Source organism: Natronococcus amylolyticus DSM 10524 (assembly GCF_000337675.1).
GTDB classification, from domain to species: Archaea; Halobacteriota; Halobacteria; order Halobacteriales; family Natrialbaceae; genus Natronococcus; species Natronococcus amylolyticus.
On the sequence record NZ_AOIB01000013.1, the window covers coordinates 36,428 to 54,018 of the forward strand.

Here is a 17,591-nt window from a genome sequence, read left to right on the forward strand (position 1 = left end):
CAAGCCATCTCTCGTGCAGCATTCGCGCCCTCTATTCAGCAGATCGTGATCGAACTACCGAGTCACTGTCAAAGTGGAATGGTAAAGAGAGAGGAGATATTCAGCACTGCAGCTTCGTTCATTTCAAGCTAGTTCTGATGACTTACCCGCTCAATAGCGGTACGGACATATTGTGTTAGCGTGAGATAGGACTCAACTGGATCTGTCCATCGATGGTCACAGTTCGGCTTTCAGTCCACTCGTCAGTCTCCAGAACCCTTGACTGACGATTGTTCGTCTACCAGAATGACATTTGTACTAGTGACTGTCACTTTGTATCCGGCGTATGGGAACGTGACCTGCCAGTTGGCGTCCTCGTCGGTTGCGGCAGGTGACAGACTGGTGAGCGCGTCAGGGTCTACGACCTTGTAAAGTGATGGAAGTGATTCACTACACACCTCATCCGAAACAGGGCCATCCGACGGTAACAGTGGAATGTTAGTGATGGCACTGACTGCGTTGAGAACGGCTTCGGCTACCGTCTCGTTGCCGTTCAGACTGTATTCAAATGCTTGTAGCTCCGTCGCAGGTGAGTCCCCTCATCGGCGTCACTGCTCATTCTTGTATAGTTGTTGGTTAAGTGCCGTCTTGCCGCTTGCCTGAAATTATGGAGGTCTTTTAAAAGTAGGAGTCACTCAGCACTGCATCAGTCTTCATGGAAATCGATAGCGCTCGTGTCTTCGATAACCTGGAATTCTGTCGATCCACAGCCGGGACATCCGTTTTTCGCCCCGATTGGTTGAATCGCTCCGCCCGACCACTCCTCGGCCGCATAGGTATTACCGCAGTTGGAACATTCAGCGATTGTCCGTTCGCTATCTCCTTTTGGCATCTTCTATACTGTTGGCCGAGTATCGTTTGCCGCTTACCTACAATTATGGAGGGCTTTTAAGATGCGAGCGTCAATCATCACTGTCATTAGCCGTGGTGTCACGGTGCGCGATTGTGCTTCTGAGAAGGTTGTGGTATCCTCGATGGAGACGATCGGCGAACGAGGGACGCGAAATACCGAGTTGATCGGCAAGTGTTTGGAGATCGGTCTCACGAGGTTGGTTATAATAGCCTTCATTGAACGCGAGAAGCAACGCCTCGTGTTGGTTAGCGGTGAGGCCGTACTCGTCCCCTGCCTGTAACTCTGCTAGCGATTGCAACCGGGTGAGTTGGGTATTAATCTCGTGGTCGGCACAGTATTGCTGAAACGCCGAGATTTGGTCTGAATCTTCAGCGCGGAACTCGAACGTCCATTGTTTGTTCGTGCCGATCGCCGATAGTAGCGTGAGATCTTTGTCGAGAATAGCTGTGAGGACGCCTTTTACCTCGGGGTTCCACTGGGCACGATACAATCCCTGATTCTCGTAGTAGTCGATACGCGTCACCGACTCAAATGCCGCTTCAGTTGTCAGAACGTCTTGAATAGTGTCGTCAGGAGCGTCAGCTATCCAGAAGTACGGGAGTTGACCTTGGTCGGTGGGAATGACACGCTCTATTTCGACCGTTGCGGTCGGCAGATCATCGAAAACCCGACCTAATGGGAAGCTCTCTACTGGTATAATGAACTCTGCGATGATCGCCATATTAGTAGCTACAACTGCGAAACAGAAAGTAGCCTATTCACGCTAGACTGACTAGACACGTAAGGCAATGGTTGCTCTTCCGCAGCGAAAATCATGTTAGGGTGTTCAGTCCACGGACTTACTTATCGTCACCAAGTTCTTCAGCAGTGAGTTTATGGCCCGTTTCCTGTCCATGTTCAATGATCACCTTTGATGACTTGTTCCCTTCTTTCGTCACCAGCTTCGAAAAGGCGCATTCAGTACACACGATGCGAACTTTTTGTGAGGTTTGTACGGCTTCGCCTGTCAGGGTGTCCTTATCTTTGGTCATATAGATCAGGTGTGGTGAAATACGCTTCCGGTACAATGTGCCACACGTGACAGCGACGCGAAGGGAAAAAGGAGCGTTCCGCGACAGAACGACCTCTAGTTCAAGTGGCCCCTCCATCGTAGGGGCGCTAACACACGATATGAATCGCTATTTCAGACAAATATAGACGCCTCAGACGTATAAAGGTGCGTATGTGAATATACAATTTCTTTCTCTCTTCGGATGATATGTTCGTCCTATACCCGGTGTTCAACGCCCTTGGTGATTGGCTTCCTTTGTGCCTCATTCGCGCTGTGTATGCAGCAGCGACTGAGCGTTCTACCCAGCCTCTGTCAGAATCGGCGTGAAAGACTTGGAGGATGAGTGCAGCACGACAGCTTCGTTTGGTTTACGTTGGAATCGGTGAACCATCCGCTCACTACACCTACTTACTGAACGCTGTGGCGGAATATTAATGGAGCAGTGGAATTTCTCACTTTAGAGATAGTTGATATGGTCAAAGAGTGGCTGCAGATGGAGAATATGTGGGGTAGACACTCCAATCCGAAGAGCGGGTGGAGTCGAATGGCAGCAGGGTTCGTGGCCGTGGGCGCACTCTACCATCGGAAATGGAATTTGTTGGGGCTCACTCTTCTGTTCTTGATCATCAATCCGGTGCTATTCCCCGAACCGAGTGAGGAGTTGGATGACTGGATGTACAAAGTCGTACGAGCTGAAGAACGCTGGAGTAACGACGGTCACCGCTTTATCGGTCTCGGCTACCCGCAGATCCTAAACACCGTGAGTATCCCAATCGGGCTCTATGGCCTCTACGCGGCGTACAAACGCAAGCCTGTCTCAGCTGTGGTTTTCACTCTCGCATCACAAGGACTCAACCAGTGGTGTATGAAGGAGATTATCGAGTACTACGAAGAAGTCGATTCGAAGAAATAGTTGATCCCACATTGATCCTTTGTCCAAAGCGAGACGTGAACCACCAATATTGACCAGTATTACCGTCGCAGACCGAGTCAAATTTCGTGGTACATTCGCGCTGTGTATTCAGCATGGCTCTCCCAACACCCCTATTAGTTGATGGAAGAGACGGCGTTACGTTCGCATGCTCTACGTAACGAATTAGGGGAGTCGGATTCGACACTACGGCCGAACGAAGAAAATCACTCTCTACTACTGAGCTACTGCTCGCTCGAGCGGGCCGCGTCGATCCGCTCGAGCTGCTCGCCGCTGAGTTCGACGTCGACGGCACCGACGTTCTCCTCGAGTTGGTCGGGCGAGCGCGCGCCGACGATCGGCACGCAGGTAAAGCGGTCCTGGTCCATGAGCCAGCGCAGCGAGACCTGCGCGGGGGAGGCATCGACCTCGTCGGCGACCGACTCGACAGCCTCGAGGACGTCCCACGCCCGGTCGGTCGCGTAGCGGTCCTCGAAGAGGTCGTCCAGGCTGCCCCGCGAGCCGTCGGGGGCCTCGACGCCGCCGTCGTCGGTGCGCTCGTACTTGCCCGTCAGGAACCCACCGGCCAGCGGCGAGTACGGGCAGACGGCGAGCTCCCGGTCGGCACAGACGTCGAGGTAGTCGCCGACGGCGTCGTAGTGGGCGGCGTTGACCATCGGCTGGGTGACGTCGAAGCGCTCGAGTCCCTCGACGTCGCTGGTCCACAGCGCCTTCGTGAGCTGCCAGGCGGCCATCGTCGACGCGCCGAGGTGGTTGACCTTCCCCTCGCGGACGAGGTCGGTGAGGACGGACATCGTCTCCTCGATCGGGGTCTCGTCGTCCCAGCGGTGGATGTAGTACAGGTCGAGGTAGTCGGTGCCGAGTCGCTCGAGCGTGCCCTCGATCTGGGCGCGGATGTGTTTGCGACCGAGCCCCGAGTCGTTCGGTCCGGGGTCGCCCCAGCCGTCGAACTCGAAGTACACCTTCGAGGCGATGACCAGATCCTCGCGATCCTGTCCCTCGAGCCACTCGCCGATCCACTCCTCGCTGGTGCCGTCGGGGGTGCCGTAGACGTTGGCGGTGTCGATGAAGTTGATCCCGTGGTCAACGCAGGCGTCGAGCAGTTCGTGGGCCTCTTCGCGGGTCGTCTCGTTCTCGAGGTCGCCCGTCGAGCGACCGAACCGCCAGGTGCCGAAACACAGCTGCGAGACGGTCGTGCCCGTGTTGCCGAGCGTGGTGTACTCCATGCTCGAGCGTTTCGCTGCGAGCGGTAAAACGGATTGGGCTGCGGAAAGGGGGGTCGGAAACTCGAGACGCCGACCGTCGCGGTTACTCCCTCCGTCAGGACGGGCCCGTTGTGGGCTGCCAACTCGTCCCCTCCACCACCGCAAGAGCAAGAGTTACGTTCCGTATTTCCCAAGGCATGAATAGTAACCCAATGGTGGACAGCCAACACGACGTGATCGTCGTCGGGGGTGGGATAGCGGGCTGTTTTGCGGCGGCGACAGCAGCAGCCGAGGGAGTCGACGTCGTCCAACTGGAACGAAAACCCCGCGAAGAGGGCGGGTTTATCGCCTGTGGCGACGCAATAAAGAGTCCTCGAAATCCGACCAACTATCCGGGGCCGATCGACATGGACGCGGTTGCGAACGACGAATCGGTCCTGATCGACAACAACATCGACCAGATCGAGTGGTGGGACGAGGACCTCGGCGTGCGGAAGGTGTTGCCCTACCAGAACGGGAGCAACGTTATCGACCGATACGAGTTCGGCCAGCGCCTGCTCGAGCAGGCCGCTGATCACGGCGTCGAACAGCACTACGACACAGTGGTCAACGAGGTCGTTCAGGACGGTCGCGTCACCGGCGTCAAGGCGATCCGCGACGGCGAGCCGGTCACCTACGAGTGTGACGTGTTGATCGACACCGCGGGCGCACAGTCGATCCTGCAGGACATGGTCGACTTCGAGGCGCTCGACACGCCCGCCGAGCCGACGTTCGAGGTGCCCCACTACACCCACTTCGGGTCGGCTTACCGCGAGATCATCGAGACCGAGGAGCCGGTCGACTACCACAACGCCATCGTCGGCAAGCCGCTCGAGGAGATGGGCTACATCTGGTACTTCCCGCGCACGCCGACGCAGATCAACGTCGGCCTCGGGTTCCAGATGAACAAGGAGCCCATCCCGCTCGCGGATCGCCTGCGCCGCGACGTCGAGAACCGGCCCGAGTTCCGCGGCGCGAACGTCGCCGAGCGCTTCGACAGGAAGAACAAGCTCGGCTCGGCGATCGCCCTCCGACGACCGCTGGATTCGATGGTCGCCCCCGGCTACCTGACCGCGGGCGGCGCAGCAGGGACGACCCACCCGATCACCGGCAAGGGGATCCGCGGGGCGGCATACTCCGGCTACTCCGCCGGGCGCGCCGCCGCCCTCGCGGTCGAAGACGGCGACGTCTCCGAGGCCGGCCTCTGGGAGCACAACCGCTGGCTGTACCGCGAGCACGGCGAGGCCGCGAAGCTCGCCTCGTGGGACGCGTACAACGTCGCCGCGAGCTCCATCGACGTGAGCGTCCTCCGGGCCGTCACCGCATTGCTCCCCGAGAAGGAGCTCCGGGAGATCGTCGGCACGTCGACGGAGGTGGACGGACTCAAGAGCAAGCTGCTGGTGGGTGCTGGCGTCCTCAGGAACTTCGCGACGGAGACCCGCAAGGGGACCTTCGACGAGCTCGGCGTGGACAGGACCGAACTGTACGAGGCGGTCCTCGGCCTCAAGCGAACGCGGGACTACGTCTCCGAGTACGAACGGCGGTACGAGGCCTATCCGGCGGAGCGTTCGTCGTTCGAACGCTGGCGCTCCGAGCGCGACCGTCTCGACCGGGAGTTCTACGACGCCCTCGAGCTCTCCCCCGACGAGCGCAAGTACTGAGACGCCGGCTCGAGCTGGGTGCGCGGTTTTCGCCCCGATAGGACGTCGGCGGTGGACTCGAGCGTTTCAGAACGACGGCAACACTTCTTTCTCGTAGAGCTCGATCGCCGACTCCTGGTCCGGACCGACCTGGTGGTAGTGGACGTGGTCGTAGCCGGCGTCGACCGCCTGCTCGATGCTGTCGATGTGATCCTGCGGGTCCGGACTGGTCGTCGTCCCCGACTCGGCGATGTCCTCCTTCTCGACCATCTGGGCGGCCTGATCGAAGTGAGCCGGCATCGGCAGCTCCTGGCCGAGTTCGCCCGGGACCGAACCGTTCGGCCAGTACTCGTAGATCGTCTCGACGGCCTCCTCCTCGCTGTCGGCGTAACAGCCGTGCAGCTGGGTGTACTTCGGTCCGTCGCCGCCGGCGTCCTCGTAGGCCTCGACTGGCTCCTCCTTCGGCCCCGAACACCAGAGCCCGTCAGTGTTGTCGGCGACCCACTGGGCGGTCTGGGGCCCGAACGCGCTCCCGATCGTCGTCGGCTGCTCGTCGGGGCAGGTGTACAGGCGGGCGTTCTCGACCGTGTAGTGTTCGCCGTGGTGGCTCGTGGTCTCGCCGGTCCAGAGCTGCTCCATCACGTCCATCGCCTCGTCGAGCTTCTCGAGACGAACGTCGTGTTCGGGCCACCGTTCGCCCGTGACGTGTTCGTTCAGGTTCTCGCCCGTACCGACCCCGAACGTAAAGCGGTCGCCGAACATCTCGTCGACGGTCGCGACCGCGTGGGCGACGTTGAGCGGGTGAATCCGGGTCGTCGGACAGGTGACGCCGACGCCGACCTCGATGTCGTCCGTCGCGGTCGCGATCCCGCCCAGCGTCGACCAGACGAACGGGGACTCCCCCTGAGCCGGAACCCACGGGTGGAAGTGATCCGAGATCGAGAGGAAGTCGAAGCCGGCCGCTTCGGCCCGCTGTGCGATAGAAACGAGTTCGTTGGGCTCGTGTTCCTCGCTCGAGAGCGTGTATCCGAGTTGTACCATCGACTCGGGATAGCACGAACGCGCGTCTAACGGTTGGCCCTGCGAAAGCAACAAGCGAACCCTACTCGAGGGGTCCCGCTACTCGAGCCGGTAGACGACCGCCTCGTAGGGCCGAAACTCGGCACCGGTCGGATCCACGGGCGACTCGCCGTAGTTCCCGATCAGAACCTCGAACCCGGCGGCCTCGAGTGCTGCCGGCTCGAACGTCGCGGGTTCGGCCGACCAGTTGAGGACGACCAGTACCCGCTCGTCCTCGAGCGTTCGGGTGTAGGCGAACAGCTGCTCGTCCTCCGGAAGCAGGAGGTCGTACTTCCCGTAGACGAGCACGTCCTCGGCGTCCCGCAGCTCGATCAGCCGATGGTAGTAGTGCCAGATCGAATCCTCGTCGGCGAGGGCGGCCTCGACGTTGACCCTCGAGCGGTTCTCGTTTACCTTGAGCCAGGGTTCGCCGTCGGTGAAGCCGGCGCCCGCCGAGCCGTCCCACTGCATTGGCGTCCGCGCGTGGTCCCGGCTCCGGTAGTTGACGAACTCCCGGACGTCCTCGTAGGCGTCGATGGCGCCCGCCTCGAGCAGCTCGTCGATCGTCCCCAGCGTCTGGGGGTCGTCGATCTCCTCGCGGCTGCGGAAGTCGGCGTTGGTCATCCCGAGTTCGTCGCCCTGATAGACGTACGGCGTGCCCCGCATCGTCAGCAGGAAGGTCGCGATCAGCGTCGCGCTCTCCTCGCGGTAGCGTTCGTCGTCGCCGAACCGCGAGACGAGCCGCGGGACGTCGTGATTGCTCAGAAACAGCGCGTCCCACTCGAGGGTCGCCTGCTTGCGGGTAACGATCTCCTTGAGCTCCGTCAGCTCCCAGTCGCCGGGCTCGGCTCGGCCCCAGGGCCCGTTCTCGTCCGCGTCGACGTTCATGTGATCGAACTGGAACACCATGTCGAGGCCGTCGCCGTCCTCGCCGAGCGAAGCAGCGGCCTCCTCGACAGAGGCCATCCCCATCTCGCCGACGGTCATCGCGTCGTAGTTCGAGAGCGTGTCGTCGTAGATCTCCCGCAGGTACTCGTGGAGGCGCGGCCCGTGGCTGTAGTGTTCCGAGCCGACGAGCGCGCCGTCGGGATTGCCGTCCGGCAGTCCCTCGGCCTTCGAGAGCAGGTCGATAGCGTCCATCCGGAAGCCGTCGATCCCCTTCTCGAGCCACCACTCGATTTCGCCCTTGACGTCCTCGCGGACGTCGGGGTTGCGCCAGTTCAGGTCGGGCTGGTGTGGATCGAAGATGTGGAGGTACCACTGGCCGCGCTCCTCGTCGTAGCTCCAGGCGGGCCCGCCGAAGATCGAGTCCCAGTTGTTCGGCGCGACCTCGTCCGCGGGGCCGTCGGCCGTCTCGTAGTCGGCTGCCGCGGCCGGCCGGCCCTCCTTCCAGTGGTAGTACTCCTCGTACTTCCCGTCGCGCTGTCTGGAGCGCCGGAACCACTCGTGTTCGCTCGAGGTGTGGTTGACCACCAGATCCATGATCAGGCGCATGCCCCGTGAGTGGAGTTCCTCGAGCAGGCGCTCCCAGTCGGCCATCGTCCCGAACGCGTCCAGGATCGATCGGTAGTCCGCGATATCGTAGCCGTTGTCGTGGTTCGGGGAGTCGTAGACCGGACAGAGCCAGATCACGTCGACGCCGAGTCGATCGAGGTAGTCGACCTTCTCGACGATTCCGGGAATGTCGCCGACGCCGTCGCCGTCGCTGTCGTTGAAGCTTCGCGGGTAGATCTGGTAGACGACCGCTTCCTTCCACCAGGCCCTGTCGGCTCGCTCGAGGGGGTCGCTCCGACTCATCGCCTCATAGATCTCTCGAGCGTTCCAACAGTGTTTCGACACCGGCTCGCGTCAGACTGACGGCTTCGTTGGCTCTCGCTCTCCGTTCGGTCCTCGAGCGGACGACGCGCGGTCGTCGGCTGGAAACGTAAACGTAAACGTAAACGTAGACGGACTGTCGCCGAATTCAGTCGCGAGAAGCGGCGGGACGAAATGCGTCCGGAACGGGTCTACGACGAGGCGATCGCCGAGCGGAGTCGAGTGGGGTTATCCCTTCGTGCCGCCGAAGGAGAACCCGTCCTCGATGTAGCGCTGGGCGAACATGTAGATGAAGACGACCGGTGACGCGTAGACGAGTGCGAACGCCGAGAACTGCCCCCACGGGACGTTGTGTTCGTCGATGAGGGAGAACAACCCGACCGGCAGGGTGTAGTGTTCCGGCGAGAGGATCAGCTGGGCGATAATGAACTCCATCCAGCCCACGAGGAAGATGAAGATGAAGATCGTGGCGATGCCGGGCTTTGCCAGCGGCAACACGACCTCCCAGGCGACCCGGAACGGCGACGCACCGTCCATGATCGCCGCCTCCTCCAGCGAGGTGGGGATCGAGTCCATATAGGTCTTGAGCAGCCACGTGTTGAACGGGACGGCCATCGCCGCGTAGTAGAACGCCAACACGAGTCGGTTGTTCGTCACGCCCATACTCGAGAAGATGGTGTACAGCGCGATCACCGAGGCGATTCCCAGTCCGGCGCCGACCTGGGTGAACAGGATGTAGCCGTACAGGAGCTTCATTCGACCTGCGAACTCTCGCCGCGAGAACGCGTACGCGGCCGGGACGATCATCAGCATCGCGAACACGACCGTCCAGAAGCTGATGAACATGCTGTTCCGGAAGTACCGGGGGAAGTCCGACGTCGAATCGACGTAGTTACTCGCGTCCAGGAAGACGATTCGTGGCCACGAGATGTAGAACTCGATGTCAGTAAACGGGATGGTGATTCCGACGATTGCGCCGGGGATGGCGATATCGCCGATCACCCAGACGAACGCCGCGGGATCGAACTGGCTGGGAATGAGCCCGGCGCTGTCGGTCGAGTATAGGGTCGCACCTTCTCCCTGGAGTGCGATGATGAAGATCCAGTAGACCGGGATCAACAGCACGAACACGAACACGATCGTCGCCAGCGTGGCGAGGACCGTCTTCGCGACGTCCAGCGGATCAATCGTTCCCCGCCGCATCCCGTCAACGGTGTAGGCGACGTCCTCGCGCCACTCCGCGGGCTTCTGGACGACGGTCCGGACGTCGTTACGGATCTTGTTCGAGAACCATTCGCGCACCGTCATGGACCGTCTACCCCCTCGGCGAGACGGCCTTTCCAGACTGCAACTATCATGAACGCTCCGATAAAGGCAACTGCCGACATCATGATCGCCGCACCGGCTCCGTAGGCGTTGAAGTTGAACGCCTCCTGGTAGCCGTGAAGGACGATCAGTTCGTTCGCACGGTTCGGTCCGCCCCGGTTGAACACGTAGGGGATGAGAAACTGGGTAAACGAAGCTGCGGCTGTGAGGATCGCTGCGAACATCACCGGCCGTTTGATCGACGGCACGGTCACGTGCCAGAACCGGTGGAAGTAGCCCGCTCCGTCGACCTTCGCCGCGTCCATGAGCTCATCCGAAACCGCTTGTAGGGCACTGACGGTGATGATCACCATGAACGGGTACGCCAGCCACATCTCCGTCAGGAGGTAGCTCGCGAAGGCCATCCACCGATCGTTGAGCCAGGCCTGCTCACTGAATCCCAGGAAGATGACGGCCTGATTGGCCAGCCCGAACTGCGCGGAACTGAAGATGCCGCTCCAGATCGTGATGGTGAAAATCGGTGGTAGCGCCCACGGGATGATGATGATCGAGCGCATGTACCGTCTCCCCTTCACCCGGTCGCTCGTCATGATCATCGCGATGCCGACGCCGAACAGCACCTTCAGCGCCACGCTGCAGATGACGAACAGCCAGGTTACACCCAGCGAGTTCCAGAACGTCGGATCGGAGAACACCGCGATGTAGTTCTCGAGACCGACGAACGACTCTTCACCTCGAAGCCCGAAAAAGCCGGTCAGGCCGCCCGGTCCGTCCTGAAAGACGGTTGCCGGTTCCGCGTCCGTAAACGAGAGGTAGATCGTGTACGCGAGCGGGAAAAACATGAACAGGGAGAACGCTATCAGCCCCGGTAGGACGAGCAACAGCGGCCGGTGCTCCTCGAGACGATCCCTGACGTGTTCCGGAACGGTCGCCTGATAGCGCTCGCGTGTCCGATCTCCGACTGAAGAAAGACTCATGTGTCGAGTTCAGTCCCAGGCGTCCTCGATTCGGCTCTCGGCGTCGGCCATTGCGTCCGCGACCGACTTGTTCCCGTTCAGCGCCTCCCACCACTCGTCCTCGAGTGGCTCCCAGACCGTCTGGAAATCCGGGTCGGTCGGCATCGGCTCGCCCTGGTCGACCGCCGCTGCAAAGCCCTGGAGATCATCGGTGAGTTCGTCCTCCTCTTCGCCGTCGTCGGCGAACGCGTTGTGGACCGGGATAAATCCGTGTTCGTCGGCCATCTGGGCGATAGCCGCGGTGTTCGTCGTGTACCACTCGGCGAACGCGCGGGCGGCCCCCGCACGCTCGTCGTCCTCGTCCATCGCGGCCGCGAAATAAATGAGCTGCACGCCGGTAAACGGGCTCGGCGTGTTGCCTTCGACGTCGGGCCACGGGGCAACGCCCCACTCGAACTCGTCTTCGTCGAGCTGCCCGAGCTGCCAGGGACCGCTGAAGAGAAACGGTGCGTTCCCTTCGAGGAAGACGGCTTCCTGTGCTTCGCCCTCGGGATCGTTTGGCATATACTCCCAGACCTCCTCGAGGACGTACTCGAAGCTCTCGACCGTCTCGTCGTTCGTGAGGCCGAGTTCGCCCGAGTCGTCGTCGTAGTAGTAGCCGCCGAAGCCGTGTGGGAGCGCGCTTACGTGGTAGGCGTCCATCGGCCAGCCCAGGCCGTAGGTTCCGCCGTCAGGGTCGTGGTGTTCCTCGGCGATCTCGAGCAGTTCGTCGAACGTCTCGGGCGGTTCGTCGACGTACTCCGTGTTGTAGATGAGTCCGACCGTCTCCGCAGCGTGAGGGAGGCCGTGAAGTTCGCCGTTGAACATTCCGGATTCGGCGTTCTCACCGAAGTATTCCTCGAGGTCGAAGCTCACTTCGTCCGACTGGTCGCTCAAAAAGCCGTTCTGGTGGTAGTCGCCGATCCAGTCGTGGGCCCAGACGAACAGTTCGGGACCGTCGCCGGCCGGAATCGCGGCCATCGTCTGCTCCTCGAGGTCCGAGATGTGATCGGGCGCGACGTCGGCATCGAACTGGTCGTTGAACGACTCGAGGTGCGACTCGAAGTCGTCCTGCTCGCCGCCGGAGAGCGAGTGCCAGAGCGACGCATCGCCGGAGACGTCGTCCGGCTCGACCGTCTCCCAGTCGTCGTGTTCCTCGTAGTCTCCGGCGTCGTCACCGCCATTGCCGTCGTCGTCGGACTCGGGCTCTTCGGTGCTGATACATCCCGCAAGGACGCCGACGGCGGAAGCGCCCGCGAGGTACTTCATCGTCGTTCTCCGATCCATAGTCATGGCGATACATGATGAATTATAACTTCATATATTTAGTAGTTGTGGGTATCGGTGCCACCTCACGAGAGCCGAACGCGGAGTAAAACCTCTCAGTCGGCGGATTACCGAATCTCAGCGTACGGCTGGCGATCTCGAGAGAAGATGAAATAGTGCATCAGCTATTGAAAAATGGGGAAAAGAATTATGTACGATATCACCAGACAGTACACAAATGGCGCGTTTGCACGTAGAGGATCTCCGGAAGGAGTTCGATAGAGGGTCGATCGTGGCCGTCGACGACCTCGATCTCGAGGTTGAGGACGGCGAGTTCGTCACCGTCGTCGGTCCCTCGGGCTGTGGAAAAACGACGACGCTGCGGATGATCGCTGGACTCGAGGAGCCGACCTCCGGCTCGATTACCCTTGGAGGCGAGGATGTCACAGATCAGAGTGCGCGAACGCGTGATATCGCGATGGTGTTCCAGAACTACGCACTGTACCCACACAAGACGGTGTTCAAGAATATGGAGTTCGGGCTTCGGATGAGCACCGACCTCTCGAAGGCCGAACGCCGGGAGAAAGTCGAGTGGGCAGCTCGGATGATGGACATCGAGGAGTTGCTGGACGATACACCCGACGAGCTCTCGGGTGGCCAGCAACAGCGGGTCGCGCTCGGTCGGGCGATCGTTCGCGAGCCCAAGCTCTTCCTGTTCGACGAACCGCTCTCGAACCTCGACGCCAAACTTCGAACGACGATGCGTGCGGAGATCCAGCGCCTGCAGGAGGAACTCGGTATCACATCGGTCTACGTCACACACGACCAGGAGGAGGCGATGACGATGGGTGACAAGATCGTCATCCTCAACGACGGTAACCTCCAGCAGGTCGGCCCGCCGAAGGACGTTTACGACGAACCGGCAAACCGGTTTGTCGGCGGCTTCATTGGCTCGCCGTCGATGAACTTCGTCGACGTCGTCGCCCGGCGATCGGACGATCGAATCGTTCTGGACGGCGGCGAGGCGTTCCAGTACTCGCTTTCGTCTGCCTATTCGCAGGAGATGGAAGTCCAAAACGGCGAAGAGGCGGTTCTCGGCATCCGCCCGGAAGACATCTATCCGGCGGACGGACCGAACGGAATCCGAACGACAGTCGACGTCGTTGAGCCGATCGGCAGCGATAACTACCTCTATCTCGACATCGGCGAGCAGTTCATGGCGCGGGTTAGCGCTGACTTCGAGCCGGCGGTCGGCGATGTCGTCGACGTCACGTTTGACGAATCGAAGATTCGGCTCTTCGACGACTCGACCGGCGAATCACTGTTACACTCGAGCAAGGTGGTGCCGACGCCCGAACCCTGAGCGGCCATCGTTCAGTTTCGTCGCCACACTGCGGCCGGGCCAGTACTCGTCAGCGACGGTCGACCTCGATCTAGAGAGATGTTGTAATAGTAGTTCACTGCTAACAGTGAAGTGAATGGGGGGTGTCTGGCATCGCATGCACCACCCAGGGCCGCCGCGGTTCTGTGCCGTTGGCGAAACCGTCGAACTCGCACCGCGAGCGCCGGATCCCGACGCCGATTACGAGTGGACGCTCGTGGAGAAACCGGCCGAGAGCGAACTGTCGGCTCCCGAGGCAGCGGTCGCGGAGATCGAACCAGATTTGCCCGGTAGCTATCGATTCGAACTCGAGTCGCCTGCCGGCACGCACGAACAACGCGTTCGCGTCTTTCCCGACGTTCGTCGGGAGACGAGTTTCGACCTCGACCGAACGGAGCTCCCCGACCACGACCCCGACGAGGTCTCGATCATGGGGCCGTTCAACGAACACCGGTTCGCGCGGGAGTGGCCGACTCTCGAGGGCGACACCTACCGCTACGAGATCGAGGTCCAGCCGGGAACGCACCGCTACGGCTACGTGCCGGGCGAGGACTTCGAGAACGCCGTCTGGACGAACGTCGAGATCCCCGGGCCGGGTCGGCCGCGAGTTCGTCTCGAGGGGAAGATTGAGGAAAGCGATGAGGCGGTTACCGTTACGGCCGAGGCGACACCCGGTACGGACAGCGAGTACGCCGCGGCGGACCTCGAGGTCGAGTTCTACGCCGACGACCGGGATCCGCTCTCGGACGACGACCTCGAGATCGACGGCCGCGAGGTCCGGATCGACCTCGCGGACCTCGAGGAGGCCACTCGCGTTCACGCCGTCGCCGTCGGCGAGCGCCACAGCGTCGCTGACGTCGTCGTCGTCCACCCCGACGGGCGGGTCGACCGGGCGAACGATCCGCCGGAGTGGGCCGAGGACGCGGTCGTCTACGAGATCTTCGTCCGCTCGTTTACCGACCCCGCGAGCTTCGAGGCGCTCGAACGGCGGGTGCCCTATCTCGAGTCGCTGGGGATCGACTGTCTCTGGCTGACGCCGGTCCTCGAGAGCCCGACCGAACACGGCTACCACACGACCGACTACTTCGACACCGCTGCGGATCTCGGCACGCGCGAGGAGTTCGCGTCGTTCGTCGACCGCTGTCACGAGGCGGGAATCAGGGTCGTCTTCGACCTCGTCATCAACCACACCGCCCGCGAGCACGCAGCCTTCGACATGAGCGCGGCCCAGGTGCCCGAGTACGACGACTGGTACGTTTGGGAACCGCTCGAGGACGTCGGGATCGGCGCGGCGGACCTCGAGGGTGGGCGGGACGCCGACTCGCCGCCGTCGCGGGTCACGACCGAGGAACGGATCGAGGTCGCCGACTACTACTTCAACTGGCACGGCATCCCGAACGTCAACTACGATTCGCTCGCGGTGCGGTCGTTCTTCCGTGCGGTCGTCGAAGAGTGGGTCGACGTCGTCGACGGCTTCCGCTGTGACGTCGCCTGGGGCGTTCCCCATGGCTTCTGGAAGGAGGTCGCCGACCTCGCTCGAGACCACAACGACGAGTTCCTGCTGCTGGACGAGACCATTCCCAGGGAACCTGGGTACGCCGAGGGCGAGTTCGACGTCCACTACGACACGACCCTGTACTACGCGCTCCGGGAGATCGGCAACGGTCAGCGGGCGGCTGACGACCTGCTCGAGGCCGCACGGGCTCCCGAGCGGGAAGGGTTTCCCGACTGGTCGCTGCAGATGCGCTACGTCGAGAACCACGACGAAACGCGGTACCTGACCGACTGTGGCGAGGCCGCACAGCGTGCGGCCGTCGCGGCTGTACTCACGCTTCCGGGGATGCCGATGATCTACTACGGCCAGGAGCGGGGTGCGACCGAGTACCGCCAGCGGATGCCCTGGGAGGGCGACAGCCGGGCGACGACGTACCACCGGCGGCTCGTCGCAGCCAGGCGCGACTCCGAGGCGCTCTCCCGGGGCACCCTCGCGGATCTCGAGTACGAAGCCGACTCCGAGCGCGTCGTTGCGTTCACCCGCGAGGCCGACGCCGAGCGCGTCGCCGTCGCGCTGAACTTCGGGAGCGATCCCGTCGAGGTGACCCCCGACGTCCTCGTCGACTCCGTCGATCTCGTCACCGGCGACGAACTCGCCGTCGAGGACGGAACCGAGAGCCCGACCCTCGAGGTCGAAGACGTCGTCGTCGTTCGCCTCGAGTAACACGTCCCATTGATCCGAAAGCGGGGAATCGAACCCCTTACGCCGGACGCGCCGATAGCGACCCGTATGGATACCGCGGTCGTCGCCGAGGGACTCGAGAAGCGATACGACGGGACCACGGCGCTGGCGGGCGTGACGCTGTCGGTCGAGCGCGGCGAGGTGTTCGCGCTCATCGGCCCCAACGGCGCGGGCAAGACGACGCTCGTTCGCGCGCTCACCGGGACGACCGAGCCCGATTCGGGCAGCGCGCGCGTCCTCGAGGCGGCGCCCTCGGCCGTCGACCGCGACCGGCTGGGCGTGCTCCCGCAGTCGTTCTCGCCCCCGGATCGGCTCACTGCCCGGGAGCTGGTGGCCTACTACGCGGGGTTGTACGACGACCACCGCGACCCCGAGGCCGTGCTGGCCGACGTCGGTCTCGCCAACGCCGACGACACCTGGTACGAGAACCTCTCGGGAGGCCAGCAGCGACGGGTCTGCGTCGGCACCGCGCTGGTCAACGACCCCGACGTGCTCTTTCTGGACGAGCCGACCACGGGCATCGACCCCGCGGGTCGGCGAACCGTCTGGCGGCTGATCGAGGACCTCGCCGACTCGGGAACCACGGTCTTCCTGACGACCCACGACATGGCAGAGGCGGAACGCCTCGCCGACCGCGTCGGACTGCTCGCCGACGGCGAACTCGTCGCCCGAGGGACGCCCGCGGGACTGGTCGCCGACCACGCCGGCTCGAGCCGGCTGACGATCGAGACGCCTGCCGACCAGACCGCGTTCGAGGATCTGCCGTTCCCGACGGCGACGCGGGGAAGCGAGGTCGTCGTCCGCGAGGTCTCGCCCGCCGACATTGGACGCGTCGTCGACTACCTCGAGCAGCGCGGGATCGACTACTCCGGGCTCTCCTGGGCCGAGCCCGATCTGGAGGACGTCTACCTCGAGCTGGCAGACGAAACCGAACTCGAGCGAACCGACGGGACGGCTCTCGCTCGCGCGGGTGAGACGGCGTGAGCCGGCTCGGTCGCGTCCGCGCCGAGACCGCGGCCGGCTGGCGGGCGTTCGTCCGTCGCCGGACCGCGGTCTTCTTCACGTTCTTCTTCCCGGTGATCCTGATCGTCATCTTCGGCGCGCTGATCCGAACCGACCCCGGCGGGGGCGGACTGTTCGCCGAGCACCCGGCGTACTACGTCCCGGGCTACCTGGCGGTGGTCGTCCTCTTTACCCCGCTGTCGCGGCTGGGCAGCGAGGTCGCGCGCCACCGCGAGGGGAGTCGCTTCGAGAAGCTCGCGACGACCCCTCAGACGCGAGCCGAGTGGCTGCTCGCCCAGACGGTCGTCAACGCCGTCATCATCGGGCTGGCGAGCCTGCTGATCCTCGCGCTCGTCGTCGTCCTGACGGGCGCCGAGATCGTCTTCTCGCCGCTGCTGGTCCCCTACGTTCTCGTCGGCGTCGTCTGCTTCTGCGGCGTCGGCGCAATGCTCGGCAGCTACACCGACTCCCAGGACGGCGCCGTCGCCGCCAGCAACGCGATCGGGCTCCCGCTGCTCTTTCTCTCCGAGACGTTCGTCTCGCTCGAGCAACTACCTGGCTGGTTCGAACCGCTCGTGAACCTCTCGCCGCTGACCTACTTCGCCCGCGGCGTGCGGGCGGCGACCGATCCCAACGCCGCCACATCCGCAATCGCGGGGGTCGATCCCGCGCTGGCGAACCTGGGGATCCTCGCGGTCCTCGCGGTGGTCTTCTTCGCGCTCGGTGCCCGTTCGATTCCGACGACCGACTGAG

At 62.5% G+C, this 17,591-nt stretch carries 15 protein-coding genes; 6 read left to right on the forward strand and 9 right to left on the reverse strand.

Annotation, left to right across the window (positions count from 1 at the left end):
* Nucleotides 1–242 precede the first annotated feature (242 nt).
* The 3 genes from C491_RS24155 to C491_RS22380 all read right to left on the reverse strand — a co-directional run bounded on the left by C491_RS24155 (nucleotide 243) and on the right by C491_RS22380 (nucleotide 1,923).
* Nucleotides 243–437, reverse strand: coding sequence for a HalOD1 output domain-containing protein (locus C491_RS24155; RefSeq protein WP_394295439.1), 195 nt, complete (start codon nucleotides 435–437; stop codon nucleotides 243–245).
* Between the two features lie 504 nt (nucleotides 438–941).
* Nucleotides 942–1,613 carry a helix-turn-helix domain-containing protein gene (locus tag C491_RS02285; RefSeq protein ID WP_005553493.1) on the reverse strand — a complete coding sequence of 224 codons (672 nt, stop codon included), beginning with the start codon at nucleotides 1,611–1,613 and terminating at the stop codon, nucleotides 942–944.
* Nucleotides 1,614–1,731: 118 nt separating this feature from the next.
* Complete coding sequence (locus tag C491_RS22380; RefSeq protein WP_152421266.1) at nucleotides 1,732–1,923, reverse strand: hypothetical protein; 192 nt, start codon at nucleotides 1,921–1,923, stop codon at nucleotides 1,732–1,734.
* Nucleotides 1,924–2,385: 462 nt separating this feature from the next.
* On the opposite strand from C491_RS22380, the gene C491_RS02290 reads away from it, so the two are divergent.
* Nucleotides 2,386–2,856 carry a DUF6653 family protein gene (locus C491_RS02290; protein ID WP_005553494.1) on the forward strand — a complete coding sequence of 157 codons (471 nt, stop codon included), beginning with the start codon at nucleotides 2,386–2,388 and terminating at the stop codon, nucleotides 2,854–2,856.
* A gap of 242 nt (nucleotides 2,857–3,098) precedes the next feature.
* On the opposite strand, the gene C491_RS02295 is transcribed toward C491_RS02290, so the two are convergent.
* Nucleotides 3,099–4,100, reverse strand: coding sequence for an aldo/keto reductase (locus tag C491_RS02295; RefSeq protein ID WP_005553495.1), 1,002 nt, complete (start codon nucleotides 4,098–4,100; stop codon nucleotides 3,099–3,101).
* A 191-nt stretch (nucleotides 4,101–4,291) separates the two neighbouring features.
* On the opposite strand from C491_RS02295, the gene C491_RS02300 reads away from it, so the two are divergent.
* The gene (locus tag C491_RS02300; protein ID WP_005553496.1) at nucleotides 4,292–5,779 is read left to right on the forward strand and encodes a geranylgeranyl reductase family protein; all 1,488 of its coding nucleotides are present in this window, start codon (nucleotides 4,292–4,294) and stop codon (nucleotides 5,777–5,779) included.
* Nucleotides 5,780–5,845: 66 nt separating this feature from the next.
* Here C491_RS02300 and C491_RS02305 read toward each other — a convergent pair whose 3' ends face one another.
* The 5 genes from C491_RS02305 to C491_RS02325 form a co-directional block, all read right to left on the reverse strand.
* The gene (locus C491_RS02305) at nucleotides 5,846–6,799 is read right to left on the reverse strand and encodes a TIGR03557 family F420-dependent LLM class oxidoreductase (RefSeq protein ID WP_005553497.1); all 954 of its coding nucleotides are present in this window, start codon (nucleotides 6,797–6,799) and stop codon (nucleotides 5,846–5,848) included.
* Between the two features lie 78 nt (nucleotides 6,800–6,877).
* On the reverse strand, nucleotides 6,878–8,614 hold the full coding sequence (locus tag C491_RS02310) for a glycoside hydrolase family 13 protein (protein WP_049891443.1): 1,737 nt from the start codon (nucleotides 8,612–8,614) through the stop codon (nucleotides 6,878–6,880).
* Between the two features lie 246 nt (nucleotides 8,615–8,860).
* Nucleotides 8,861–9,940, reverse strand: a complete 1,080-nt coding sequence (locus C491_RS23615) for a sugar ABC transporter permease (protein WP_005553500.1) — start codon at nucleotides 9,938–9,940, stop codon at nucleotides 8,861–8,863.
* On the reverse strand, nucleotides 9,937–10,935 hold the full coding sequence (locus C491_RS02320) for a carbohydrate ABC transporter permease (protein ID WP_005553502.1): 999 nt from the start codon (nucleotides 10,933–10,935) through the stop codon (nucleotides 9,937–9,939). Before C491_RS02320 ends, C491_RS23615 begins: the two co-directional genes overlap by 4 nt.
* Before the next feature lie 9 nt (nucleotides 10,936–10,944).
* Nucleotides 10,945–12,240, reverse strand: coding sequence for an extracellular solute-binding protein (locus C491_RS02325; RefSeq protein WP_005553503.1), 1,296 nt, complete (start codon nucleotides 12,238–12,240; stop codon nucleotides 10,945–10,947).
* 217 nt (nucleotides 12,241–12,457) lie between these two features.
* Between C491_RS02325 and C491_RS02330 the strand changes: the two genes are divergently transcribed.
* From C491_RS02330 to C491_RS02345, 4 genes are all read left to right on the forward strand, one after another.
* Complete coding sequence (locus tag C491_RS02330; protein WP_005553504.1) at nucleotides 12,458–13,582, forward strand: ABC transporter ATP-binding protein; 1,125 nt, start codon at nucleotides 12,458–12,460, stop codon at nucleotides 13,580–13,582.
* Between the two features lie 136 nt (nucleotides 13,583–13,718).
* Nucleotides 13,719–15,818 carry an alpha-amylase family glycosyl hydrolase gene (locus C491_RS02335; RefSeq protein ID WP_005553507.1) on the forward strand — a complete coding sequence of 700 codons (2,100 nt, stop codon included), beginning with the start codon at nucleotides 13,719–13,721 and terminating at the stop codon, nucleotides 15,816–15,818.
* A 66-nt stretch (nucleotides 15,819–15,884) separates the two neighbouring features.
* The gene (locus C491_RS02340) at nucleotides 15,885–16,820 is read left to right on the forward strand and encodes an ABC transporter ATP-binding protein (RefSeq protein ID WP_005553509.1); all 936 of its coding nucleotides are present in this window, start codon (nucleotides 15,885–15,887) and stop codon (nucleotides 16,818–16,820) included.
* Entirely contained in the window at nucleotides 16,817–17,590 is a 774-nt protein-coding gene (locus C491_RS02345; protein WP_005553510.1) for an ABC transporter permease, read from the forward strand. The genes C491_RS02340 and C491_RS02345 overlap by 4 nt, the downstream gene beginning before the upstream one ends.
* The last annotated feature ends 1 nt before the right edge of the window (nucleotide 17,591 follow it).